This is a genomic window from Rhizobium sp. 007 (genome assembly GCF_015353075.1).
In the GTDB taxonomy this organism is placed as follows: Bacteria; Pseudomonadota; Alphaproteobacteria; order Rhizobiales; family Rhizobiaceae; genus Rhizobium.
Genome location: NZ_CP064187.1, coordinates 3,001,760 through 3,023,817, shown reverse-complemented (window position 1 = coordinate 3,023,817; position 22,058 = coordinate 3,001,760). Strand labels below are relative to the sequence as shown.

The following is a 22,058-nucleotide window of genomic DNA, read 5'->3' as shown; positions in this document are numbered from 1 at the left end:
GCGCGCGGATCAGTGGATCAGCATGCCGCCATTGACGTCGATGACCGCGCCGGTGACGTAGGCGGAGAGATCGGATGCGAGGAAGAGATAGATGTTGGCCACGTCGCCCGCGTCGCCCAACCGGCTGAGCGGGATGCCCTTTATGATATCGGCGCGCATTTCGGCCGAAAGCTTGTCGCCGGTGATATCGGTCTGGATGAGACCGGGCGTCACGCAATTGACGCGAATGCCGTTTGGACCGAACTCCCGCGCCATGGCCTTGGCGAGGCCGAGGACGCCGGCCTTGGCGGCGGAATAGTGCGGGCCGCCAAAAATGCCCCCGCCGCGCTGCGCCGAAACTGACGACATGCAGGCAATCGCCCCCCCGCCGTTATCGCGCATATTGGGGATGAAGACCTGGCTGAGATTGAGGACGCCTGTCATGTTTACGGCGACAATGCGCTGCCAGTCCGCGTCGGAGATTTCGAGCGTCTTTACCGGCTGGGTGATGCCGGCATTGTTGATGAGGATATTCGCCACGCCAAAGGCCGCGAGAACCTCGCCGGCTGCGGATGCGCAGGAGGCACGATCGGCAACGTCGCAGCGCAGGCCAATATGATCACCCTGGTCGACGGGCGTTAGGTCGCCCGCGGCTGCCTTCGCCTCCTCGGCGTTGATGTCGAGAATGGCGACGCGTGCGCCATGTGATGCAAAAAGCTCCGCCGTAGCCCGGCCAATACCACGTTTGCTCGCCGCGCCCGAAATGACCGCGGTCTTTCCCTTTAACAGCATCTCGTTCTCCTCCCGATGCCTCCCCGGCATCTGGCAATACCGCCGAATGGATCACCATCCATGACGAGATTTCTGACGGAAGAGGATCGCCGCGACAAACGTGAAGTTTACATCTATGGGTGAATCTGTTTCACTAATCCCATGCTGCAGATGACCTCACTGTCCGCCATGCGCATTTTCGAGGCCGCCGCCCGGCTCGGTTCGTTCCGGGCGGCAGCCGAAGAACTTAACCTCTCGCCGAGCGCGGTCAGCCATGCGATTGTGCGGTTGGAACGCGATCTTGGCGTGGCTCTCTTCGAGCGCACGACGCGCAGAGTTTCGCTGACTCTCGCCGGGCAGACACTGTTGAACCATGCTTCGAACGCGTTTGAGGAATTGCGGCGCGGTGTTGAGCAGATTTCATCCAACAAGGCGCAATTGCTGCGCCTCCACTGCGCTCCCAGTTTTGCGGCGCAGGTGCTGTCACCGCGCCTGCCGCAGTTTCTCAAGGAGAATCCTGGGATAGAGGTCCGGGTGGCCGCCAGCACGAACTATGCCCGCTTCGTCGATGGGCTCTTCGATGCCGACGTCGTCTACGGCGAACCGTTGAATCGCGAAGACCTGATCGTCATCCCGCTTTCCGAAGAGATCGTCTCGCCGCTTTGCGCGCCCGAACTCGCGCGACAGATCAAATCCCCGCGCGACCTGATCCACCAGCCGCTGATCAGAAGCGATCTCAAGCGCATACAGTGGATCGACTGGTTCGAAGCCAACGACCTCGGACCGCCACCTTCTCCGTCGATGAGCTTTGATCGCAGCTTCCTAGCGGTCGATGCTGCCGTTAACGGGCTCGGCATCGCGCTCGAATCCGACGTGCTGGCCAGGCGCGAACTGGAAAGCGGTAAGCTGGTCCGCCCTCTCCAGCGGATCTGTCGCGATAACCGCTATATCGGTCATTATCTCGCCTATCCCAAATCCGGCAGCCAGCGGCGACTCGCCCGCATTTTTGCCGACTGGCTGACGCGTCCCTGACATCGCGAGGATGAGCATAGTGGCGACCACTAGGCGAACGCAACGCCAAATAGCGCGCATGGAAGCCTGTTGCACCATCTGAAAATATCGCGGCGTGCGGGGCGTTCCTGACGCCCCGCGAAGGAAAACCTAAGCCTTCAGGTCGAAGGCAAGCGAACTTGAAAGTTCCCGGTAGGCATCGATCTGCTGCTGAAGCAGCGCGATTTTCTGCTCCACCATACCTATAGCATCAGCTCCGGCAATGAACCGGCGGGGCAGCTCCGGTTGATTGACAAGCGTGATCAGCGCTTGGGCAAGCTTCGCGGGGTCGCCGCTTTGCTGGCCATTGGCGGACTTCCAGAAGGCGAGGTGCTGAGCCCGCCGTTCATCGTAGGCGCTCATAGACTGCGGGGCGTATTGGGTGGATTCGTCGGTCAGCAGCTCGGTGCGGAAGAAGCCCGGATTGACGACCATCGTTTCAATACCAAACGGCGCCACTTCCGGCTGCAGCGATTCCATCCAGCCATCGAGGGCGAACTTCGAGGCAGAATAGGCGCTGCAGAATTCAAAGCCAAGCAAGCCGGCCGTCGACGAGATCGAAATGATCTTGCCGGATCCCTGCTTGCGCATCACCGGCAGTACGGCCCGTGTGACGTTCATGGGGCCGATGAGATTGCTGGCCAGCTGTAGATCCATCTGGGCCGGCGTCAATTCCTCAAAATAGCCTGCGTAGAAGTTCGCGGCATTGTTGACCAGCACGTCGATGCGACCAAAGCGTTCAAGGGCCGCTTTGACAGCAGAGTCCGCATCGGCAGGCTTTGTCACGTCAAGCGTGACGACCAGCAGGTTTTCCGATTGACCGATGGCCTCGGCAACGCGCTGCGGATTTCGGCCGGTCGCGACGAGTTTGTCGCCGGCAGCCAGGACTGCCTTGGCGAAATCGAGCCCCATGCCGCGCCCGGCGCCTGTGATCATCCAAATCTTGCTCATCGCATTCTCCTTGATTGTGAGTTGTGTACGACGCTCTATGCGGTGGCCTTCCGCCGCCGCGCCTCATGATCATCGTTGATCTTGAACCAGCCGGCGGCTGCCTCGATGACGCCCCAGAGCTTGGCGGGAAGCGCGATTTCCGGGATCGTCGTGGTCCTGATCTCTGTCTCGATCAGATTGTCCTTGCCGCTCTGTGAAAGTTCGACCCAATCCGGGTTGATCACCAGCCATTGGCCGACAGCCACAAGTGAAAGGCCGAGATCGAGGGCACGCTCCGCCTGTTGAGGCGTTCTGACCTGACCAGCGGCAAGGACTGGAACGCGCCCCGCAACTCTGGCGGCGATCAGCTCGGCGATGGTCCGATCACCGCTAGCTTCGACCGGCTTGGCTTCGAGTGCATTCGACAGCGATGCATGGAGGTAGTCCACCCCGCCATCGATGAGCTGCTCGATAAGCGCGTAGGTATCGTTTATGCGAAGGCCGCCTTGTTCCGGTTCCTCGGGCGAAACCCGGTATCCCAAAAGGAACGGGCGCGTCGCGCATGTGGTTATCACCCGTTTCACTTCGCGGACTACGGCGAGCGGCAGCCGCATCCGGTTTTCCAGCGTGCCTCCCCATTCGTCGTTGCGCTGGTTGTAGAGCGGCGAGAAGAAGTTCTGGATCAGGAAGCCATGGGCACCATGGAGTTCGATGCCATCGAAGCCCGCTTCGATGGCGCGGCGCGTTGCTTCGCCGAATGCGGAAATCACATCGAGGATTTCGTCATGGCTCAGAGCTCGTGTAGTGACCCCGCCTGGATTGAACGGGCCAGGAGGAACTTCGAGCGCACTGGCGCTGACCACGTCCCTGTCCGGGATAAGCTCCGGCACAGCCTTGTTCCCAGCGTGGAATATCTGAAGAATCGCTGGCGCGCCGCCGCTCTTGGCGGCTTCCGCCAGGCGCCGCAGACTTGGCGTGAAGCTGTCGTCATAAGAAGCGAATTCGCCCGTGAAGCCGATGCCATTGGGCAAGACATGCGTGCAGCCCGTCAGAGCGAGGCCGACGCCGTTTACCCTGCGTCGATAATATGAAACTTCCTCATCCGAGACAGTTCCATCGTCATTCGCTGACCACGTCGTCATTGGGGCCATGACGACCCGGTTTCGAAGCGTGAGCACATTGGCGAAGACGAACGGTTCAAAGATTTTGCGGGTGGCTTCCATGAGCAATTGTGTCTCTTGCTAGCCGTTTCAGGGGTTTGTGAGTGACAGATAGCGATGAAGACAAACGATGATTAGCCGCTATAATCTGCATGAAGTTAGAAATGGGGTTGATAAATGAGACACGGTGACTTCAGCGAACTTGCAGCCTTCATCGCAGTCGCCGAGGCCGGTAGTTTCACGCGCGCCTCCGCCAAACTCGGCCTTTCACAGTCCGCTGTCAGCTACTCGGTCAGGATGCTGGAGCAGAAGCTGGGGGTGCGGCTGATCTCCCGCACCACACGAAGCCTGTCACTGACCGATGCCGGCGAGCGCATGCTGCGAAGCCTTCGCCCGGCCTTTGCACACATCGAAAGCGAGATCGCCGCCGTCACCGCACTTCGCGACAAACCGGCCGGCACTATCCGCATCACGACATTCCGGCATGCCGCCCGAACCGTGCTCTGGCCTGTCATCACGAAGTTCTTGGCGGAGTATCCCGATATCGACGTGGAGATTAGTGTTGATGAGGGCCTGACCGATATCGTGGCCAGCCGGTTCGACGCCGGTATCCGCGTCGGCGAACAGGTCCAGAAAGACATGGTGGCCGTCAGGATTAGCCCCGATCTCCGCATGGCCGTCGTCGGATCGCCATCCTACTTCGCGAACCGCAAAATCCCGCAGACACCCCGTGATCTCGGCGAGCATCGGGGGGTAAGCTATCGGCAGACCACCGGGGGAGGGCTGTATGCCTGGGAGTTCGAGCGCGACGGGGAAGAGCTTCAAGTCAGGATGAACGGCCCTTTGATCATTAACGACGGCGAAATGCTGGAGGCCGCTGCTTTGGACGGGTTGGCGCTTGCCTACACATTTGAAAGCCAGGTCTCGCAGTACATCGAAGACGGCCGGCTGATCCGCGTTCTTGACGACTGGTGCCAGCCGTTCTCCGGCTATCATCTCTATTACCCGAGCCGACGTCAGCATACGGCTGCGTTCGCGCTGCTCGTCGAGGCGCTCCGCTTCAAAGGCTAGCGCTCCGCCCAGCCATTCAGAAATCCCACTTCTAAAGTCATGCAGTGAATGCAGCCTAATCCGATGGGGTTCGGTCACTATCTCCGTCCGGGTCATCGAGAGCCAAGGCGCTTTCACCGTTCAAGACCTCGCCGTCTTACGGGCCGCGGCCCCTGCGGCCGAGGCCAACCTTCAGGAGATTGACCATGAACGACAACAACAACAAGCAACGAACTCCCAGCCAACCCGGTATCGGCCGGCGAGACTTTCTGAAGGCGACCGCCATTGCAAGCGCTGCCTTGCCGTCCGCTCCGATGATCTTGGCCGCCTCTTCGAGGCAGGCAAAAGCAACCAATCAGAAGATAGGATCGAACATGGAAACGCGCAAACTCGGAACGCTTGAGGTTTCTGAACTCGGTGCGGGTGCGATGAGCATCAGCGCCAATTATAGTCCTTCGGCCGATATCTCCGAAGGGATCAAAACCCTTCGCACCGCTTACGAAAACGGCGTGACGCTCTTCGACACCGCTGAGGTCTACGGTCCCTATACCAGCGAGGAACTGGTCGGCGAGGCTCTTGCGCCAATCCGCAATGAAGTCAAAATCGCAACGAAGTTCGGTTTTGCGATCGACGGCACCATCGGTTTGGACAGCCGCCCTGAACGCATCAGGCGGGTTGTGGAGCCTCGTTGAAGCATCTCAAAACCGATCGTATCGATCTCCTCTATCAGCATCGCGTCGATCCGAATGTGCCGATCGAAGACGTTGCGGGCACCGTCAAGGAACTCATTCAGCAAGGCAAAGTGCTGCATTTCGGGCTTTCCGAACCAAGCGTGGCCCCGATCCGGAAGGCGCGCACCGTCCAGGTGGTCTCGGCGGTCCAGACCGAATACTCACTGATGGAACGAGACCCGGAGAAAACCGGCGTTCTCGCCGCATGCGAAGAGCTGGGCATCGGCTTTGTCCCGTGGGGGCCGATCAGCATGGGCTATCTGACAGGAAAGATGGATGGTGGCACGCAGCTCGATCAGAAGACGGACATTCGCGCTACCTTCGAGCGGTTCACCCCTGAAAACATGGCTGCCAACATGCCTGTCGTCGTGCTTCTGAAGGAGTTCGCCGTAAAAAAGGATGCAATGCCATCGCAGATTGCGCTCGCTTGGTTGCTAGCGCAGAAGCCGTTCATCGTTCCCATTCCAGGCACCCGCAACGTCGGTCACCTGAAGGAGAATTTGGGCGCTCTACGTGTCGATCTTTCGCGCTCTGGTTTACGGGAGATCGAGACTGCCTTTGCGAAGATCACGATTCACGGCGGGCGAAATGAACGAGATGCAGATGGAACTCGTCGATACCTGCGCCTGAGGTTGGTAGTGGCGATGAGTTGTGGGGCCTCATCCGAATTGGGCGGTTCCCGATAGATATGAGGTCCTGCCTTTCCTGATCTTCGGAAATCCGCGAGATCAGCGGCTCCTGATCGCTGATTCCAGAATCGCTTCAGTCCTCGATGCTAGAGACGCCACCCAATTGAAGCGCATCTCGGCCCGGTGCGGCACGCTACATTCAGCGGCGCACAGGACCGGATTAAGCCCGTCAAATCTGCGTCTAAGCGAGGTTGAAAGGCAACTGTCGCACCGGCTTGCCTGTCAGACGCGAGATGGCATTGGCAAATGCAGGCGCCAGGGGTGGCAAGCCGGGCTCGCCCATGCCTGTCGGAGCATCCGCGCTTGGAACGATGTGGACATCGAACTCCGGCACATCAGTAATCCTTGCCACCGTGAATTCGCTGAAATTGCTTTGCTCCACAACACCGTCCTTAAACGTGATTTCCGAGCCCTCAAGGCATGTCGACAAGCCCATGATCGCCGCGCCCTGGACCTGTGCTTCAACGGTTCGAGGGTTGACGGCCAGATTGCAGTGAACCCCGGCCGTGACCCGATGCAGCTTCGGCTGCCCATCGACAGCGGAGGCTTCCACCACGTAGGCGACCACCGACGCAAAGGATTCATGCACGGCTACGCCCCAGGCCCTACCTTCGGCCAAGGTCTTGGAGCCGTAACCACTCTTGTCTACGGCGAGTTGCAGTGCATCGCGATGACGAGGATGGTCGTTGCCGAACATCTTCATACGATAGGCGACCGGGTCCTGGTCGGTTGCACGCGCTATATCGTCAAGCAAGGTTTCCATCACGAAAGCCGTGTGGGTGGAGCCAACGCTGCGCCACCACAAAACCGGCACGTTGACAACAGGATGATGCACTGTCAGCCGCATGGGAAGCGGGTAGGGGTTCCGCATCCCTTCGGTCGTGGCGGCATCGATGCCGTTCTTCACCATGAATTGCTCGAACACGGTTCCCGTCAATATCGACTGGCCGACGATGCTGTGATCCCATGCCAGCACGTTGCCTTCTTTGTCAAAGCCGATGCGGGCACGGTGCAGGTGCAGCGGACGGTAGTAACCGCCCTTCATATCGTCCCCGCGACTCCAAAGCGTTCGAACCGGCGCGTCGAGCCCCGCCGCCTTGGCAGCCTTTGCTATCTGGCAGGCCTCGACGATGGTGTCGCTGCTGCTCGAAAAGCGCCGGCCGAACCCGCCGCCCGACGTCTGCACGTTAACCACGACCTGTTCCGGCTTGAGGCCGAGCACGGTTGCGGCAGCGCCGGCATCGAGCCCGGCACTTTGACTCCCCATCCAGATCTCGGCGCGATCGTCGGAAAGCTGAACCGTGCAGTTCAGCGGTTCCATCGCCGCGTGGGCGAGATACGGGAACACGAATTCAGCTTCCAGACTGAGCGGTGCGGTTTCCAATGGCGCCATGTCGGCATCGAACTGGTGCGGGCCGGGGCGAGCGGCCATCTCGCGGTATTGTGCAAGTAACTGTTCGCTGTCGACCTTTTCGACCTTCGATGTGTCCCACTCAAGCTTGAGGGCATCCCGGCCCTGTGACGCCTGCCAATATCCATCGGCCACTACCGCCACGCCCTCTGCGCCACGATCCAGCGGCACGCGCAGGACGGCCTTCACGCCTTTGATGGCGCGCGCTGCACTGTCGTCAAGGGAGGCAATTTTGGCGCCGAAGACCGGAGGGCGAGCCACCACGGCCGTCAATTGTCCCGATAATTTGAAGTCGATGCCAAAACTCTGTTGGCCGCTGCTCTTGGCTTTTGCGTCCAATCGCTGTGTGGGCTTGCCGATAATGCGGAAATCCTTCGGATCCTTCAACGCAATCTTCTGCGGCACCGGCAAGGCCATGGCCGCCTCCGCAAGCTCTCCATAACCGAGCTTGCGTCCGTCGGAGGCGAGAACCGCACCGGCCTCGGTTCGCAGCGTGGCAACATCCACGTTCCAGCGGTCCGCCGCGGCGGCAAGCAGCATGGCACGAACGCGCGCACCCAGTTCGCGATACTGCGTAAAGCTGTTCTTAATCGTGTTCGAACCGCCGGTGAGGTGCATGCCGAAGGCCGGATCGACATAGGCCGTGTCATTGGTGCCGAGCTGGCTGCGGACCAGGCTCCAGTCCGCATCGAGTTCTTCGGCAAGGATCATGGGCAACGCCGTTTGGACGCCCTGACCGAATTCCAGCCGGTTGATTGTGACCGTAACCTCGCCATTGGGCGCAATCTGAACAAATGCAGAGGGCTGCTCGGTCGGCTTCAGACCTGCCTCAGTCGTGCCGGTGGCCTGCGCGGCGGCCAAGTGAGGGAAAACGCCGACAGCCAAGCCGAGAGACCCCGTCAGCTTCAGAAAGCTTCGGCGTGGCATCGCTTGGACCACTGTTGAACGGCCTCGTTCCAGCATGTGCTGCAGTGCACGAGGCAATTCGCTATAGTCTGTGTTTGGCAACATATGGCGTCTCCTTTAGACGAGAGTGCTGGCAGCGTCGGCTATGGCGGCGCGGATACGGACATAAGTGCCGCAGCGACAAATGTTGCCTTCCATTGCGGTATCAATCTCCGCGGCAGTCGGCTGCTTGCCCTTTGGCAGGGATGCAAGGAACGCCGTGGCGCTCATGATCTGACCGCTCTGACAATAACCGCACTGAGCCACGTCGTGCTTGACCCAAGCCGCATGCACGGCGGCGCCGACGCGGTCGCTGCCGTCGGTCGTTTTTTCGATCGTGGTGATATTCATGCCCTCGGCAGCGGAGAGAGGGGTGCTGCAGGAGCGGACGGCCTCTCCGTCGAGATGCACGGTGCAAGCACCGCAAAGCGCGGCGCCACATCCGAACTTGGTACCGGTCATGCCGAGCGTGTCGCGCAGGACCCAAAGTATGGGGGTTTCCGGATCGGCATCGACCTCGTGCTGACGGCCGTTGATATTCAGTGTGATCATGGCTGGTCGGTTCTCCTATACTTCCTATGAATATGCTCGGTGCCCGGGGGTCAGCCGGCCGCGAGTACCAGCAGTCTCGACTGCCGACACCGACCTCCGGAGCCATGGTGCTTTCGGTCGGGAGCCCGCTCTCCGCAACGACGATAGCTTGTTCGGCAACGCCGGATTAGATGAAGCGCACTGCATGACTTTAGAAACGCGGTTTCTGAATGCGTTGCGAAAGCGGAGTAGATCGCGCGGACCCGGAGCAGGTTCAGTGTTTTTCCCCAATGCATTAGGCGGGCCGCCGCCAAGCCGCAAAGAGCCAGGCAACCTACTGCGATATCGATTTCAGATAAGCGATGATGTTCTGCCGATCCTCAGGCTTGGGCACGCTCACGGCCATTGTGGTCTTCGGCACCACATCGCGGGGAGCTGCGAGAAATCGATCCAAGGTCGCCTCGTCCCACACCAATCCGGACGCCTTCATGGCCGCCGAATAGCGGACGCCCTCCACAGAGCCGGCGGCGCGCCCAACGACGCCGCCGAGACCGGGCCCCACCTTTTTCTGGTCTGTGGTCGAATGGCAGGCGGAACAGCGCTGAAACGCTTTTTGCCCCAGGGCTGCATCTCCCTCCGCAGCGGCGGGAGCTATGGTTGACAGAAGAACCAGAGCAGTGGAGGCGACAAAAGCCAGAATTTTTATCATGCGTGTTCTCCCTGAATAAGCAGGCTGTGAAATCCCTGAAGGACGATGGAGTTGCGCGCGTCAGCACCGTCGCTGGCAGCGGGGGTTCACGGAAAATGCTGCGGTCAAGCGATCAGCCAACTGTTGATCTTCAGCGTCGCCGTTCATGCAACGACGATACCTCGCTGACTGGCGCGGGATTAGGCCGCATTATTTGCATGAGCCTAGAAACGGGATTTCTGAATGTACAGATTCAAGGGCATTCGGTAACTCGAACGCGCAGATAAGCCAAACTAGCCGCCGGTGACGCTCATATGACGAGCTACCGCTGGTCCTCTCGATCGCCGATCGATGATGAAATTATGGCCCTTCGGCTTCCGGACATAGGATCATCGATCGCTTTCATCAGGCGGTTGTAATACGATGAGGAGCGGACATGCTGGCGAAGATCACGCTGACCTGCCAATCTACCTCATTGCCGAACGCTTGGGTTTCGGCGAGGCCACCAATTTTGCGAAGTTCTTCGCGCGCGAGACCGGATGCGCGCTCCCCGAATGGTCGGCAATGGAGGCAAAGTGTTTGGTTCGAGTTTCGCGAGCTCTCTCCTTTTCTGGCTCAGGGAAATTTTTGAAGAATGGCTTTGGTTCCATGGATTTCGGAAGCCATGAAGGAAAGAGCCTCAAGCGCGCGCCAGCACGTAACGCCTTCCCTGGGGATGAGCGTGCGGCTTTCGTGCGCGATATAGGCGAGAATGGCGAGGTTCTCCGTCAGTACCGAGCGGGCTATCCGGTTAGGTCCCTCTAGGCGAACCTTATCGATAACGGTCGGCAGTGAGTTTCCGTTCAAGGCATCGCAGCGTATGCACCGCTGGACCAATCGCAGGAATCGTTGGTTGCGAGCCCCCGCAACCAATTCCTACGCTACCAATTCCTACGCTACAGTATCCCACAATAGCCGAATACTGCGCTCCAGTGCGCTAAGGCACTACGATCGACGGCCACTTCATCCCTGTCATGCCGTTGTTACCAGATGTTCGTTTCATGATGTATCGCCGAATGGGCGATACCGCGTGTCCCCTCAAGGACCGCTTGGCGGAGCAACTCAATGGGATGGGACGACTGGGGTAGCCTCGCAGTCACTTCGCCTGTCCGATCTTGTAAAGCCACCTCCCTCTCAGGGGCGCGCTGCGGGGTCTCCCTGCAGATGGGGGGTGTGAAAAGCCCGAGACGGTTCCTAGCCGCCAGCAATACCCGCATAGGCAGGGCACCCATGGTTGCTGCAAGTTAAGATGAAATCCCCGACCGGCCTGCTGCTATTACCGTGAGACCTATCAAGCGTGCGAGAATCAAAAATCACGCACGTGCGCCATAGTCATCAAAATTCATTGCCTATAATTGTTTTTCAGGTGATGCTTTCCCTAGTATGGATTCTCAGGCGCGAGCATCGAAAATCATGGAACAGGGACAGAAGAAGCCGTTTTCAGGGCCAGTCAGCGTTCTTCACGGCCGCTGGCTGCCGAAAACGGCTATCCCGGCCGGTTATGCCGCTCTGATTGACGCCTTCGATCTGGCCGTGCCGATCCCCATCACCCTCGCTGCGATTGGCCCCCGACATAAGGTCTATCAGGCGGAGGGCTGGAAACTCTATACGCCCCGCCATGAGCCCGAAGCCAGTCTGACCGGCCACCTGACCTTTGCGTTGCGCTACGAGGGGCTGGATCTCGCTGTCCTGAAAATGCTCTTTCGCGCGACGGGTCCGGAAGCCATCGTCGAGATCGTTCGCGCGGCCCCGACCGGGGCCTATGCGCGACGGCTCTGGTTCCTCTACGAATGGCTGCTCGATCAGCCGCTCGATCTGCCCAACGCCACCCGCGGCACCTATGCCCTTGTCGTCGATCCTGAACAGCAATGGACATCGGAGGGTGAGACCTCTTCACGCCATCGTGTGAAAAACAATCTGCCCGGAACACGTGCCTGGTGTCCGATGATTTTCCGCACGCCGGAGCTGGATGACTTCGTCGCCCGGAATCTGGGCGAGGAAGCCCGTCGCGTGATCGCTGAGGTTCCGGCAGACCTTCTGGCCCGCACCGCCGCATTCCTCCTGCTCAAGGACTCGCGATCCAGTTTCCAGATCGAGGGCGAAGACCCGCCTCAAGACCGCATCCAGCGTTGGGGCCAGGTTATTGGCGAGGCGGGGCGCCGCCCAGTGGACCGCATGGAACTGGAGCGATTGCAGCGCATCGTCATTGGGGATGCCCGCTTCGTTCACCTCGGCCTGCGTCAGGAAGGCGGGTTCGTCGGTGAGCATGACCGCGTGAGCGGTGCTCCGATCCCCGACCATATCAGCGCCCGGCATGAGGACCTGCCGGACCTGATCGACGGGTTGACCGCATTCGATCAGGGGCCGGCCCGGCATCTCGATCCGGTCCTTGCCGCTGCCGCGCTCGCCTTCGGATTCGCCTATATCCATCCTTTCGAGGACGGGAACGGCCGCCTGCACCGCTATCTCATCCATCATGTGCTTGCCGAGCGTGGTTTCAATCCGCCCGGGCTGGTCTTTCCTGTCTCAGCCGTCATCCTCGACCGCATCGATGAGTATCGCCGCGTACTAGAAAGCTACTCGCGGCGTTTGCTGGCCCATGTCCTCTGGAGGCCGACCGACCGGGGAAATGTCGAGGTGTTGAACGACACCGCGGATTTCTACCGCTATTTTGATGCGACGCCGCATGCGGAGTTTCTCTTCCAATGCGTGGCGCGTACGATCGATGTAGATCTGCCGGAGGAGGCCAGGTTCCTGAGGGCCTATGACGGGTTCAGGGCCGGCCTGTCGCTTATGATCGACATGCCGGATCGTCTGCTCGATCTTCTTTTCCGCTTCCTGCATCAGAATGGCGGGACGCTCTCGAAGCGGGCGCGGGAGAAGGAATTCGCCGCGCTGACAGAAGACGAGATTGCAAGGATCGAGGCGCTCTACGCGGACCAGCGGCACGATTGACGCCCTCCGACCCTCCAAGAACGGCTGGCATCGCTGCTAAACGTTGAGATGCGCTCTGAAATGCGTTGATAAACAAGGGAGTTTTCGCGTCTCAAAGCCTGCAACCATTATTACTTGCGGCGAGCGCAAGTAATAATTAAATCCTGCCCCCCGCAACCACGCTATAGGCTGTAGCGGCCGAAACTGCGATCCCACACGATACGCTGCCGCTCAGATGCCCCATCCACTGCACTATCAACGACCGGCTGATTGGATGCCGTCGCGCAGGTAGATCGCCTCCTGCCGGTAAAGCGAAGACCGCCAGGGTATTTGGAGACTGCAATATAGGCAAGCAGTCGTTCTGTCGGCAGAACCGCTTTCGACGATGTGTGCCGGCGCCAGGGCCTGGATCACGCCGTCGCGGCCCCGGAAGGCGTATTTGGGGCGGCCCGTCAGCCGGTGATTATCGGCGAAAAGGATAGTTTCTCGCAGAATCCTATGAGCTTCCGCACAGCATCGGAACCCGGCTCCGTCACTGCGGGGTCCGTGCCTATGAGGGTGATCACGCATTGGGCTCTACCCTGCCAATCGAGGATGGGTGCGGCAATCGCAACGAGGCCGGGAATGAAGCGTCCTTCCACTGATGAGAATCCACGCATTCGGAACGTCTCGGTCATTCTGTCGATGTCCTGCTCCGTTCGCAATTGGCTGTTCACGGTGGATGATGCCTTGCGTGCGGCGCGTAGTTCCGCTTCGCGGATCGCCTGAAGCGGCGCCGGCGGAGCCCAGGTGAGAAAGGCCCGTCCGGTCGCGGAGTTAAGAAGCGGCAGGATGGTGCCGAGGCCCATCGACGTGACCGTGGGCGTGGCGGCGCGCTCCCAGCGGACGACGGTCGCACCATGCGTGCCCCAGACCGACAGAAGCACGGTCAGGCCGGATTCGAGGCAGAGCTCCGGAAGAGCGTCGGACGCACGATTGACGAAGTCATGCCGGGCGAGCGCCGCAAGACCGAGCGCGATCGCGCCTTCACCGAGATCGTATTTGCCGGACTTGCCAGCCTGAACGACCAGGCCCGCGTTTAGGAATGACGTCAGATAGCGGTGCACCTTGCTCGGTGGCATGCCGCAGTCGCGCGCGAGTTCCGACAGCGACATCGGACGCAGATAGCCGCCCATCGCGCTCAAGAGCTTCAACGCCGCGTCCAGCGACTGGATGCCGCCGGACTGGCGATCGCTTTCGTCGTCCTTATCCATCTTCACCTAGTAATATGCGCAGTACCTCTATTTCGCTGGCGACAATAGCATCGCCCGCCGGCTTGAACAGGCCCCGGACCTCGCCGCCCACAGCCGCGACCTCGCCTGCTACCGTGATCTCATAGCCGAGCCGCAGGGTTTTGCGGCCCCACTCCTCGATGGAAAGCGCGATGCGAAGCCGGTCGCCGTCGCGCATAGGCCTGCGGAACTGTGCCTTTGCTTCCAGGAGGCCGATGCCGACCGCGCCGAGGGTTTGGCAGATTTTTCCATGGCCCCCAAAGTTACGCAACCAGTCGTGGAAGGCGCGGTCAAACCAAGCGTAGGTCCGGGGGTAGAAAACGATCCCCGCCGGATCGCAGTCGCCAAAACTCACCGAATATTCAAGCACATGTACGCTTCTCATTTTTCCACTGTATGAAACTAGTTGCACTGTGTGGAAAAATATCTATCATCAGGATCGGGAACTGTCGAGTGACTTTGGGAGGAAACATGTCGCAACTGTCCAGCGTGGAGATACTGGGGGGAGGCCCTGCGGGGCTCTACACCGCAATCCTCTTGCGGCGTGCCATGCCGCATCTGCGCCTCCGCGTGACGGAACAGAATCCTGAAGGTGCGACCTTCGGATTCGGTGTAGTCTTTTCCGATCAGGCGCTGGATTTCCTGAAGGCGGATGATCCGGAAACGCATGATCTCGTCACGCCCGCCATGGAGCGCTGGCGCAACATGACCTTGAACCTTCCCGGTGGGCAGGCCGTCCTCGATGGCGTCGGTTTCTCGGCCATCGGGCGGCTGGAACTGATCGAGGTCCTGCGCAAGCGCGCAGAAGCCCTCGGCGTCGAAATCCGTTTTTCACATCTGATCGAATCGCTGGACGAAGTGCAGGCCGACCTGATCATCGGCGCCGACGGGCTGAACTCGCTGGTGCGGCGGTCCAACCAGGCGGACTTTGCGCCGACGATCGAGCATTTCAGCAATCATTTTGCCTGGTTCGGCACGGAACGGCCTTTCGACACCCTGACCCAGACTTTCGTGAAAATGCAGAGGGGTGCGTTCAATGCGCATCACTACCGCTATCAGCCCGATCGCAGTACCTTCATCGTCGAATGCGACGACGCCACATTCCAGGCCTATGGCTTTGCGGCCATGGACGAGGCCGAGAGCGCGCGGGCCTGCGAGGCGATCTTCGCCGATCTTCTTGATGGCGCGCCGCTGATCACCAATAAGTCCACCTGGCGGCAGTTTCCTCGTCTCTGGTGCGAAAACTGGGTAGTCGGCCGTCACGTGCTTCTCGGGGATGCCGCTCATACCGCCCACTTCTCCATCGGCTCCGGCACGCGGCTTGCCATGGAGGATGCCATCGCGCTTGTCCGGGCACTCTCGTCTCACGACGATGTCGAAGAGGCATTGGCTGCCTATCAGGCGGAGCGCCAGCCGATTGCCAGGAAGATCGTCGATGCCGCCAACACGTCCGCCACATGGTATGAGAATTTTGCCGCCAAGATGGATCTGTCGCCGGTCGATTTCGGGCTCGACTATCTGATGCGCTCGGGCCGTGTCGATATGGACAGGCTGCGCCGGATGGCTCCCGGCTTCATGGCAAGATACGATGCGGAGAAGGGCGGCGGCAATATCGTCGATCCCGTCGGCCACGATAACGCGGGTGCTACGGAGGTCGGCTTCAGGCGGGAGGACCATCCGAATTGTTCTTCAATCCTCTGGGACAATCTCTTCCGCAATCCGGACAAGCTTGCGCTGATCGGCCCGGCGGGATCGCTGACCTATGCCGAGTTGGTGGCCGAGGCGGCACGCTGGGGGAATGCCTTCATCGCCGCTGGGCTTAAGCGTGGCGACCGGATTCCGTTCTTCCTCGACGACACGCCTGTCTATCCGGCTGCCTTCTTCGGAGCAGTCCGAGCTGGCTTCGTGCCGGTCCTGCTCAACACCCAGACCACGGCCGATGTGCTGAATTTCTTCCTTCAGGACACGGGCGCGAAGATCGCGCTGTGCGAAGCAGCGCTTGCGAGGCGCTTTGAGGGCGAGGCGCTACACGGCACGACGCTCGAGCGGGTGGTGATCGTCAATGGCGCGGCGGATGGTGAAGGGCGCATCGCGGCGGCGGACTTTCTTGCTGGGCAGCCCGACACGCTCGATTGCGCCGATACCGGGCCAGAGGACATGGCCTTCTGGATGTATTCCTCGGGTTCGACGGGGAGGCCCAAGGGGATCGTCCACCTCCACCATGACATGGCCTATACGCAGGCCTCCTTTGGCAAGCATGCGCTCAAGCTCGCCGAGGATGACATTTGCTTCTCCGTCCCGAAGATCTTCTTTGCCTATGGCTTCGGCAACGCCCTCACATTCCCGTTTTCGATCGGCGCGACTACGCTTCTGATGCCGGGCCAGCCGAGGCCCGACGCGGTGCTCGACATGATCGAAAAATACCGGCCGACGGTGCTCTTCGGATTGCCGACGCTTTATACGGCGCTGGCGCGGACGGAAAATGTCGGGACGCGCGATCTGAGTTCGCTCCGGCAATCGATGTCGGCGGCGGAAATCCTGTCGCAGGATATTTACGACGCCTGGAAAAGTCTGACCGGCCATGGTCCGACCGAGGGACTGGGGTCGACCGAACTGCTTCACATCTACCTCTCGAACAGCCTTTCCGATCACCGCATCGGTTCGGCCGGCGCGCGGGTGCCGGGCTACGAAATCCGGCTCGAGACGCCGGATGGCAGGGTGCCAGAGCCCGGAGAGGAGGGCGTCATGTTCGTGCGGGGCGATTCTTCCGCTCCGTCTTACTGGAACCGGTCCGACAAGACGAAGGAGACGATGCGGGGCGACTGGATCTATACCGGCGACCGCTTCATCGAGGTTGACGGTTACTATTATTTCCAGGGCCGCGCCGACGAGCTTATCAAGGTTTCGGGCCAATGGGTCTGGCCGCTTGAGGTTGAACGCTGTCTCAACGAGCATCCCGATGTCCATGAATGCGCGGTCATGGCCCATCAACTCGAAGACCGCCGAATGACGCTGCGGGCCGTGATCAGGCTGAGGGAGGGGCGCGCCGCGACTGAAGTGCAGTCGGATGCGTTGCGCGCCTATGTGAAGACGCGGCTGCAGCCCTACAAATATCCGCGCATCGTGGATTATGTCGCCGACCTGCCGAAGACCGGAACAGGGAAGATCGATCGCCAGGCACTGGCTGCGATGCCGGTGCGGCAAGATGCTGCAATCGGACTTTGAAGCGTATGACCAGAGGAGGGGAGACCATGGGAACGTATGTACTTGTCCATGGCGCATGTCATGATGGCAGCCATTTTGAGGCTTGCGCCGCGCCCATTCGCGCAGCCGGGCATACCGTCCACTGCCCGACGCTGAAGGGCAACCGGCCGGGAGACGACCGCAAGGCCGTGACACTGGACGATGCGATCGACTCCCTCGTGGCGTTCTTCGAGGAAAACGACATTCAGGACGCGGTTCTGGTCGGCCACAGCTGGGGCGGCATTGCCATCACCGGGGCAGCCGACCGGTTGGGTCCGGGACGTGTGCGTCGTCTCGTCTATTTCAGCGCCCTCGTGCCCAACAATGGCGAAAGCCTGATCGATATGTGCCCGCCGCATTATCAGGCGCTGTTTCCGCAGCTTGCCGGCGAGACCGGCGAAGTTTTGTTTCCCTATCCGATCCTGCGTGAAGCCTTCATCAACGACGGAACGGAGGAGCAGGCGCAGTCGCTCTTCGACAGCCTCAACGCCCAGCCCTTCAACACGATGAACGACAGGATCAGGCTCTCGAAGAACCCGGCGGAGCTCATGATCGGCAAGTCCTTCCTGCACTGCACGGAAGATGCGTCGCTGCCGCAGTCGCTACCCTTCCATCCGCGTCTTTCGGAAAAGCTCGGCTCTACCGTCTGGTCAGCATGCCCGGCAGTCATTCGACGCATGTAACGGCGCCCGTGCTGCTGGGCGAGAAGATCATGGAAGCCGGGCGGGATTGAAGCCGCAAACATAGGCGAAAGCCCAAACGCTCCGCGGATCACCGCGGAGCCAGAACTGCAACCAACAAGGAAAGATAGATGACCCTGGTCCTACCCGCTCCTGCCACCCCCACCGTCGCCGTCGCCGGATCGGATGCCAGATTTCCGGTACGCAGGATATTCTGCGTCGGCCGCAATTATGAGGCGCATGCGCGCGAAATGGGCAAGGACCCTGACCGGGAGCCGCCATTCTTCTTCAGCAAGCCGGCGGATGCCGTGGTCGATTCCGGTGAAACCGTGGCCTATCCGCCCCAGACCGAGAATTTCCACTACGAGGCCGAGCTGGTCGTGGCGATCGGCAAGGGTGGATGCAACATAGCGGAGGCGGACGCGCTCGATCACATCTGGGGCTATGCTGTCGGCAATGATCTGACGCGGCGCGACCTACAATTGGCCGCGCGTGACGTGGGCCGGCCCTGGGATTTCGGCAAGGCGTTCGACCGCTCCGCCATTATCGGCCCGGTGCATGCGGTATCGGAGACGGGGCATCCCGCGAAGGGGTCGATCCGGCTTGCGGTCAATGGCGTGGTCAAGCAGGATGCGGATCTGGCCGAACTGATATGGTCGGTTCCGGAAGTCATTTCCTATCTCTCGCATTCGATCGCGCTTGCGCCCGGCGATCTCATCATGACGGGAACGCCGGCCGGGGTCGGTCCGCTGGTGCCGGGTGATGTTTGCACCGTGAGCATCAAGGGTCTGGGCGAGATTTCCACCACGATCGGGCCGAGGGACTGAAAATGGTCCTCAAGCTCCACAATTTCTTCCGCTCCTCGACATCGACGCGGCTGCGCGCAGCGCTCAATCTCAAGGGGTTGGCCTATGATTATGTCCCCTATGTCCTGCGCCGTGGCGATACGCGAAAGCCCGAATATCTGGCGATGAACCCCCAGGGTCTCGTGCCTGTTCTGGAGCGGGAAGACGCAAGCTTTCTGACGCAATCGCTCGCCATCATCGAATGGCTGGAGGAGACGCATCCCACGCCCGCGTTGCTGCCCACCGATCCGGATGGGCGGGCACGGGTGCGTGCGCTTGCCTATATGATCGCCTGCGAAATCCACCCGCTGAACAATCTGCGCGTGCTCGGCTATCTCGCCGACCGCTTCGGCGCGAGCGAGGATGGCCAGAAGGAATGGTTCACCCATTGGGTGGCGACGACGTTCGACGCGCTTGAGACGATGCTGGCTTGCCATCCGCGCACCGGCGCCTTCTGCCACGGCGACGTGCCGGGCCTCGCCGACATCTGCCTTTATGCGCAGGTCTGGAACAATCAGCGCTTCGGGATCGCCACGTCGGCCTGGCCGACCATCCAACGGATTTTCGCGCGCCTCGACACAATACCGGCGTTCAGCAACGCCGCGCCGCCCCGGCAACCCGATGCGGCCTGAGACCGTGAAACGGAGGATATGCCATGCATGATGAGATCCACGGCAAGCCGGCCAATGCGATGCAGCCTGATGATACGCCGGAATTGCGCGCGCTGTATGAGGGCTTCGAGGCGATGCATCTGATGCCGCTCTGGACACAGCTCGGCGATCTCATGCCGCGTCATCCGAAGCCCAAGGCTGTCCCGCATGTGTGGAAATGGGCCGATCTCCTGCCGCTCGCCCAGACATCGGGGGACCTGGTGCCCGTGGGCCGTGGCGGCGAACGGCGGGCCATCGGCCTTGCCAATCCGGGCCTTGGTGGACATGCTTATGTCAGCCCCACGCTCTGGGCCGCGATCCAGTATCTCGGCCCGCGTGAGACGGCGCCTGAGCATCGCCATGCGCAAAACGCCTTCCGCTTCGTGGTCGAAGGCGAAGGCGTCTGGACGGTGGTGAACGGCGATCCCGTACGCATGAGCCGGGGCGACCTGCTTCTGACGCCCGGCTGGCATTTTCACGGCCATCACAACGATACCGACAAGCCGATGGCCTGGATCGACGGGCTCGATATTCCGTTTGCGCAACAGAACGATGTAGGCTTCTTCGAATTCGGTTCCGACCGGGTGACGGACTACGCGACGCCGCGCTTCTCGCGGGGAGAGCGGCTCTGGTGCCATCCGGGCCTTCGCCCGCTGTCGGGCCTGCGGGATACGGTTGCTTCGCCGATCGGCGCCTATCGCTGGGAACATACGGACCGCGCGCTGACAGAGCAGCTGCTTCTTGAGGAAGAAGGCCAGCCCGCGACCGTCGAGCAAGGTCATGCTGCCATCCGCTACGTCAACCCCACGACCGGAGGCGATGTCATGTCGACCATCCGCTGCGAATTCCACCGCTTGCGCGCGGGCACCGACACGCCGCCGCGCCGCGAGGTGGGCTCGACCGTGTTCCAGGTCTTCGACGGTAAGGGCGCGGCCGTGATCGGCGGTGTTACGCATAAGCTGGATATCGGAGATATTTTCGTGATCCCGTCCTGGATTCCCTGGTCGCTTCAAGCCGAAACGCAATTCGACCTGTTCCGCTTTTCCGATGCGCCGATCATGGAGCGACTGAATTTCATGCGTAGCCATGTCGAAATGGCCGAAACATGAGCCAGACGCTGGAGGAGGCCCGGATCGCATTGCGCGAAAGGCAGGGCAGCGGCGCGCGACATGACGCAGCGCTCGCGCCCTCGCAAGCGCTGGACTGGGCTCGACGCGGCACGGCCTATTTCGCCCGCTTGCTCAACGATCTCTCCGATCGCGCTCTTGACGAACCTAGCGTCGTGGAAGGGTTCAGCCGGCGGCGGCTTGTCGCTTATGCCGGTTACCATGCGCGTCTCCTGAGCGAATTCGTGGCTTGGGGAAGGGCCGGCGAGGCCGGACCTTTTCCGCGCAATCTCGACGTTGCCGCCGACGATCTCGAATTCGGCATTACCCAGCCCTCGCGGGCATTGCGTTATCTCTTCGACCATTCTGCGGTTCATCTCAATGTCGAATGGCGCGATTTGAGCAATGAAGACTGGGGCCGCTCGGTGGCCGACACCACAGGACGAAAGACCCAACTGCGCGATACGCCACTGACGCGGGCTCGCAAGCTCTGGCTTCTTGCCATCGATCTGAATTCTGGCGGCCGGTTTGCGGATATGCCGGCGGATTTCGTCGATTTCCTGATCCTCGACCAGGCCTCGCGACGGCTTCCGGGTTCGCGCTGGTCGCGACCGATCGGGCCGCCCCACTGATCATGGGCCAGGCGCCAGCAATAATCGTCAGGGGGACCGCCCGCGACCTCGCGGGTTGGCTCAGCGGAAAGGGCGTAGGCAAACTAAGCGCCGAAGGTGGTGCCCTGCCTGCCCTCGCGCCGCCTCCCGCCATCGGACCGGCCTAGGATAGTTTCCACCTCGGCACGTCAGCGTGCTTCGAGCTTGTCCAGGTTGGTATGGATGATCTTCAGCGCCGATTTCAGCCAGGCCACTTCAGCCTCGCTGAATGTCTCGACGCCGACCGCCTCGAACTCTGCTGCGAGCGGCATCAACTTCTGCACGAGCGCATCGCCCGAGGGCGTAAGCATGATCGAAACCGTGCGCCCGTCGTCGGGCCGGGTGCGCGACACCAGTCCTTTCTTCTTCATCACTGTGACCAGACGCGACAGGGTGGAGATTTCGACCGTAACCATGGGGCTCAGATCTGTCAGCCTTTGCGGGCCCTCCTGCTTCAGGATGGCCAGGACGCGGTACATGGGCAAGGTAACGTCAAAATCGTGCAGCCGTTCCAAAAAAAGCTCGCCCATGCGCACGCCGACGCGATTGAGAAGATAGGGAAGAGATCCGGTAAATCGATAGGACATTTTCGCTCGCAATTATTGCATCTGCACTGAATAGCCGTAGCCGAGGGCATGTGCAATCAAATGTCGCGTTCGTCCGGGCAAATGAAAGCCGGCCTCATCGAGGCCGGCTATGATCGCG

At 60.7% G+C, this 22,058-nt stretch carries 19 protein-coding genes and 3 pseudogenes; 11 read left to right on the top strand and 11 right to left on the bottom strand.

Annotated features, from left to right (window positions below; translation table 11 throughout):
• Positions 1–9: 9 nt before the first annotated feature.
• Positions 10–771: an SDR family NAD(P)-dependent oxidoreductase gene (locus ISN39_RS14940; protein WP_194728051.1), complete on the bottom strand. Its 762-nt coding sequence runs from the start codon at positions 769–771 to the stop codon at positions 10–12.
• A gap of 141 nt (positions 772–912) precedes the next feature.
• On the opposite strand from ISN39_RS14940, the gene ISN39_RS14935 reads away from it, so the two are divergent.
• Entirely contained in the window at positions 913–1,782 is an 870-nt protein-coding gene (locus ISN39_RS14935; RefSeq protein ID WP_194728050.1) for a LysR substrate-binding domain-containing protein, read from the top strand.
• 129 nt (positions 1,783–1,911) lie between these two features.
• Here the strand turns inward: ISN39_RS14935 and ISN39_RS14930 are convergent, their stop codons facing one another.
• Together ISN39_RS14930 and ISN39_RS14925 are read right to left on the bottom strand one after the other, a co-directional pair.
• Positions 1,912–2,751: an SDR family oxidoreductase gene (locus ISN39_RS14930; RefSeq protein ID WP_194728049.1), complete on the bottom strand. Its 840-nt coding sequence runs from the start codon at positions 2,749–2,751 to the stop codon at positions 1,912–1,914.
• A gap of 35 nt (positions 2,752–2,786) precedes the next feature.
• The gene (locus ISN39_RS14925; protein WP_194728048.1) at positions 2,787–3,959 is read right to left on the bottom strand and encodes an NADH-dependent flavin oxidoreductase; all 1,173 of its coding nucleotides are present in this window, start codon (positions 3,957–3,959) and stop codon (positions 2,787–2,789) included.
• A 108-nt stretch (positions 3,960–4,067) separates the two neighbouring features.
• On the opposite strand from ISN39_RS14925, the gene ISN39_RS14920 reads away from it, so the two are divergent.
• Positions 4,068–4,961, top strand: a complete 894-nt coding sequence (locus ISN39_RS14920; protein ID WP_194728047.1) for a LysR family transcriptional regulator — start codon at positions 4,068–4,070, stop codon at positions 4,959–4,961.
• Between the two features lie 185 nt (positions 4,962–5,146).
• Positions 5,147–6,301: pseudogene (locus ISN39_RS14915) on the top strand (aldo/keto reductase).
• A 240-nt stretch (positions 6,302–6,541) separates the two neighbouring features.
• Here the strand turns inward: ISN39_RS14915 and ISN39_RS14910 are convergent.
• The 4 genes from ISN39_RS14910 to ISN39_RS14895 all read right to left on the bottom strand — a co-directional run bounded on the left by ISN39_RS14910 (position 6,542) and on the right by ISN39_RS14895 (position 10,781).
• A complete protein-coding gene (locus tag ISN39_RS14910) occupies positions 6,542–8,782 on the bottom strand; it encodes a xanthine dehydrogenase family protein molybdopterin-binding subunit (protein ID WP_194728046.1) in 2,241 nt (746 codons plus the stop codon).
• 12 nt (positions 8,783–8,794) lie between these two features.
• A complete protein-coding gene (locus ISN39_RS14905; RefSeq protein ID WP_194728045.1) occupies positions 8,795–9,268 on the bottom strand; it encodes a (2Fe-2S)-binding protein in 474 nt (157 codons plus the stop codon).
• A gap of 313 nt (positions 9,269–9,581) precedes the next feature.
• Positions 9,582–9,956 (bottom strand): c-type cytochrome, encoded by a 375-nt coding sequence (locus ISN39_RS14900; protein WP_194728044.1) that lies wholly within the window; start codon positions 9,954–9,956, stop codon positions 9,582–9,584.
• Positions 9,957–10,550: 594 nt separating this feature from the next.
• Positions 10,551–10,781 (bottom strand): hypothetical protein, encoded by a 231-nt coding sequence (locus ISN39_RS14895; RefSeq protein ID WP_194728043.1) that lies wholly within the window; start codon positions 10,779–10,781, stop codon positions 10,551–10,553.
• A 606-nt stretch (positions 10,782–11,387) separates the two neighbouring features.
• On the opposite strand from ISN39_RS14895, the gene ISN39_RS14890 reads away from it, so the two are divergent.
• The gene (locus tag ISN39_RS14890; protein WP_194728042.1) at positions 11,388–12,929 is read left to right on the top strand and encodes a Fic family protein; all 1,542 of its coding nucleotides are present in this window, start codon (positions 11,388–11,390) and stop codon (positions 12,927–12,929) included.
• A 211-nt stretch (positions 12,930–13,140) separates the two neighbouring features.
• On the opposite strand, the pseudogene ISN39_RS36425 reads toward ISN39_RS14890, so the two are convergent.
• The 3 genes and pseudogenes from ISN39_RS36425 to ISN39_RS14880 all read right to left on the bottom strand — a co-directional run.
• Positions 13,141–13,364 (bottom strand): annotated as a pseudogene (locus ISN39_RS36425) (transposase); the annotation flags it as partial.
• The gene (locus ISN39_RS14885) at positions 13,361–14,161 is read right to left on the bottom strand and encodes an IclR family transcriptional regulator (RefSeq protein ID WP_194728041.1); all 801 of its coding nucleotides are present in this window, start codon (positions 14,159–14,161) and stop codon (positions 13,361–13,363) included. The pseudogene ISN39_RS36425 and the gene ISN39_RS14885, both read right to left, overlap by 4 nt.
• Positions 14,154–14,549: an acyl-CoA thioesterase gene (locus tag ISN39_RS14880; protein WP_246763232.1), complete on the bottom strand. Its 396-nt coding sequence runs from the start codon at positions 14,547–14,549 to the stop codon at positions 14,154–14,156. Before ISN39_RS14880 ends, ISN39_RS14885 begins: the two co-directional genes overlap by 8 nt.
• Before the next feature lie 26 nt (positions 14,550–14,575).
• On the opposite strand from ISN39_RS14880, the pseudogene ISN39_RS36420 reads away from it, so the two are divergent.
• The 7 genes and pseudogenes from ISN39_RS36420 to ISN39_RS14850 form a co-directional block, all read left to right on the top strand.
• Positions 14,576–15,607 (top strand): annotated as a pseudogene (locus ISN39_RS36420) (FAD-dependent monooxygenase); the annotation flags it as partial.
• Positions 15,608–15,754: 147 nt separating this feature from the next.
• Positions 15,755–17,404, top strand: a complete 1,650-nt coding sequence (locus tag ISN39_RS36415; RefSeq protein ID WP_246763343.1) for a benzoate-CoA ligase family protein — start codon at positions 15,755–15,757, stop codon at positions 17,402–17,404.
• A 26-nt stretch (positions 17,405–17,430) separates the two neighbouring features.
• Positions 17,431–18,105, top strand: a complete 675-nt coding sequence (locus tag ISN39_RS14870; protein WP_246763231.1) for an alpha/beta hydrolase — start codon at positions 17,431–17,433, stop codon at positions 18,103–18,105.
• A gap of 128 nt (positions 18,106–18,233) precedes the next feature.
• Positions 18,234–18,929, top strand: coding sequence for a fumarylacetoacetate hydrolase family protein (locus ISN39_RS14865; RefSeq protein WP_194728038.1), 696 nt, complete (start codon positions 18,234–18,236; stop codon positions 18,927–18,929).
• Between the two features lie 2 nt (positions 18,930–18,931).
• Complete coding sequence (maiA, locus tag ISN39_RS14860) at positions 18,932–19,579, top strand: maleylacetoacetate isomerase (protein ID WP_194728037.1); 648 nt, start codon at positions 18,932–18,934, stop codon at positions 19,577–19,579.
• 23 nt (positions 19,580–19,602) lie between these two features.
• Positions 19,603–20,706, top strand: a complete 1,104-nt coding sequence (locus ISN39_RS14855) for a cupin domain-containing protein (protein WP_194728036.1) — start codon at positions 19,603–19,605, stop codon at positions 20,704–20,706.
• Positions 20,703–21,335: a maleylpyruvate isomerase N-terminal domain-containing protein gene (locus tag ISN39_RS14850; RefSeq protein ID WP_194728035.1), complete on the top strand. Its 633-nt coding sequence runs from the start codon at positions 20,703–20,705 to the stop codon at positions 21,333–21,335. The genes ISN39_RS14855 and ISN39_RS14850 overlap by 4 nt, the downstream gene beginning before the upstream one ends.
• A gap of 167 nt (positions 21,336–21,502) precedes the next feature.
• Here the strand turns inward: ISN39_RS14850 and ISN39_RS14845 are convergent, their stop codons facing one another.
• Positions 21,503–21,940: a MarR family transcriptional regulator gene (locus ISN39_RS14845; protein ID WP_097582091.1), complete on the bottom strand. Its 438-nt coding sequence runs from the start codon at positions 21,938–21,940 to the stop codon at positions 21,503–21,505.
• Between the last annotated feature and the right edge of the window lie 118 nt (positions 21,941–22,058).

Coding starts and splice junctions, on each gene's coding strand:
- ISN39_RS36415 (WP_246763343.1), top strand. CDS start 15,755: ATGGCAAGATACGATGCGGAGAAGGGCGGCGGCAATATCGTCGATCCC.
- ISN39_RS14885 (WP_194728041.1), bottom strand. CDS start 14,161: ATGGATAAGGACGACGAAAGCGATCGCCAGTCCGGCGGCATCCAGTCG.
- ISN39_RS14865 (WP_194728038.1), top strand. CDS start 18,234: ATGACCCTGGTCCTACCCGCTCCTGCCACCCCCACCGTCGCCGTCGCC.
- ISN39_RS14900 (WP_194728044.1), bottom strand. CDS start 9,956: ATGATAAAAATTCTGGCTTTTGTCGCCTCCACTGCTCTGGTTCTTCTG.
- ISN39_RS14905 (WP_194728045.1), bottom strand. CDS start 9,268: ATGATCACACTGAATATCAACGGCCGTCAGCACGAGGTCGATGCCGAT.
- ISN39_RS14890 (WP_194728042.1), top strand. CDS start 11,388: ATGGAACAGGGACAGAAGAAGCCGTTTTCAGGGCCAGTCAGCGTTCTT.
- ISN39_RS14845 (WP_097582091.1), bottom strand. CDS start 21,940: ATGTCCTATCGATTTACCGGATCTCTTCCCTATCTTCTCAATCGCGTC.
- ISN39_RS14920 (WP_194728047.1), top strand. CDS start 4,068: ATGAGACACGGTGACTTCAGCGAACTTGCAGCCTTCATCGCAGTCGCC.
- maiA (WP_194728037.1), top strand. CDS start 18,932: ATGGTCCTCAAGCTCCACAATTTCTTCCGCTCCTCGACATCGACGCGG.
- ISN39_RS14870 (WP_246763231.1), top strand. CDS start 17,431: ATGGGAACGTATGTACTTGTCCATGGCGCATGTCATGATGGCAGCCAT.
- ISN39_RS14935 (WP_194728050.1), top strand. CDS start 913: ATGCTGCAGATGACCTCACTGTCCGCCATGCGCATTTTCGAGGCCGCC.
- ISN39_RS14940 (WP_194728051.1), bottom strand. CDS start 771: ATGCTGTTAAAGGGAAAGACCGCGGTCATTTCGGGCGCGGCGAGCAAA.
- ISN39_RS14930 (WP_194728049.1), bottom strand. CDS start 2,751: ATGAGCAAGATTTGGATGATCACAGGCGCCGGGCGCGGCATGGGGCTC.
- ISN39_RS14850 (WP_194728035.1), top strand. CDS start 20,703: ATGAGCCAGACGCTGGAGGAGGCCCGGATCGCATTGCGCGAAAGGCAG.
- ISN39_RS14910 (WP_194728046.1), bottom strand. CDS start 8,782: ATGTTGCCAAACACAGACTATAGCGAATTGCCTCGTGCACTGCAGCAC.
- ISN39_RS14855 (WP_194728036.1), top strand. CDS start 19,603: ATGCATGATGAGATCCACGGCAAGCCGGCCAATGCGATGCAGCCTGAT.